Genomic DNA, 1,584 nt, shown 5'->3' on the forward strand with positions numbered 1-1,584 from the left:
TTACAGGGCGTGATCGCCCACGAATTCAGTCATATCCTCAACGGTGATATGCGCCTGAACATGCGCCTGGTTGCCGTGTTGCATGGTATCGAGTTTATCGGTGATACGGGTGACGTTATGTTGCGTGTCCGGACGAGCCGTTCAGGTGGGGCGCAGGTATTCATGTTAGGTGGCGCGCTTTGGCTGATCGGTTTTTTCGGCACATTATTTGGCAATATGATCCGCTCGGCGGTGAGTCGGCAGCGGGAGTTTCTGGCTGATGCCTCAGCTGTACAGTTTACCCGTAATCCTCAGGGCATCGCCGATGCACTCAAAGTGATTGGCGGCTATACCGCAGGTACAGAGATATTTAGTTCAGCAAGGGGTGAGGTCAGTCACATCTTCTTTGGTCAGGCTCTGAGTCGGTTGGGCGGGATGTTTGATACCCATCCGCCGGTCATGGATCGTATTTTGCGTATTCAGCCAGAGTGGGATGGGTCCTACATTTTGACTCGATTAAAGCACCAGGAAGAGCAGGATGGCACGACGGAGGCCAAGAAAGCGCAGCTGGCAAAAGCGGTTGCGCTGGGTGCCGCGCTGAACGGCGAGTTTCTTGATCCCGCTGAGTTGTTAATGCAGGGCAATATTACCAGTGTGCAGGAAGGACTCAGTCACATACCGGATTCGCTTAAGGAGCAGGCGCATGATCCATTGGGCGCCACCGCGCTGATGTTTGGGTTGCTGTTTAGTGATGATGAAACCGTCTACCAGAAGCAGCGCGGTTATCTGAAGCAGAGCCCGACACCGGGTTTGCTAGTGCTTATCGACAAGCAGACGCCCGAGCTTGAGCAGCTGTCCCGTGCGTTGTATCTGCCACTGCTTGAGCTGAGTATGCCAGCGCTGAAGTGTTTATCGCAGGAACAGTACACGCTGTTTAAGCAGCGACTTTTGCTACTGATCAGGGCTGATGAAGAGGTCGACCTGTTTGAGTGGTGCTTGTATCAGGAGTTGCAGCATTACCTCGATCCCGAATTTGGCAAAGTCCGCACCCATCGACCCAAATACCGTGAAATTAAGCAGTTGTCGGATGCTTATCGTCTGGTGTTATCGGTACTGGTCTATGAAGGGCATGATGATCCACAGGAGATCGATAAGGCCTTTAATCGGGGGATCGGCAGTGCGGGGTTATACAATCTGAAGATTCAGCCACAGGATGCCTGTGATCTGCAGGATTTCAGGGCGGCGGTGAAAGAGCTGGCCTATGCCTATCCGCACTTAAAGCCACGTATGTTGATGGGCTTTGTGAATGCAGTGAAACAGGATGGTGTCATTACAGTGATTGAGCGCGAAATGGTGCGCAGTATTGCTGCCGTGATGGATAGCCCGATTCCCAAACTGGATGATTAATCGGGAAGGATTGAGTTTGAACGGTAGAACCCACCCTCACCTGTAGGGGAACGTTGGTGAGGGTGGGGTAGAACATCTAAGGCAAAAACCTCATGTGGCTAATCAGATGTTGATAAAGCCCAGTGCATTGAGGAAAACCACCACAATGGCGACGGGGGTGATAAAGCGCATCACGAACTGCCAAGCCATGAACAGCAA

1 protein-coding gene is annotated in these 1,584 nt (G+C 52.3%); it reads left to right on the forward strand.

What is annotated here, in order from left to right; all coding sequences use genetic code 11:
- Nucleotides 1-1,386 (forward strand): M48 family metalloprotease (locus tag ABYW01_RS21045; RefSeq protein WP_372836527.1); only part of this gene is annotated, 1,386 nt, incomplete at its 5' end.
- Between the last annotated feature and the right edge of the window lie 198 nt (nucleotides 1,387-1,584).

The organism is Pontibacterium sp. (assembly GCF_041587635.1).
Classification (GTDB): domain Bacteria; phylum Pseudomonadota; class Gammaproteobacteria; order Pseudomonadales; family Balneatricaceae; genus Pontibacterium.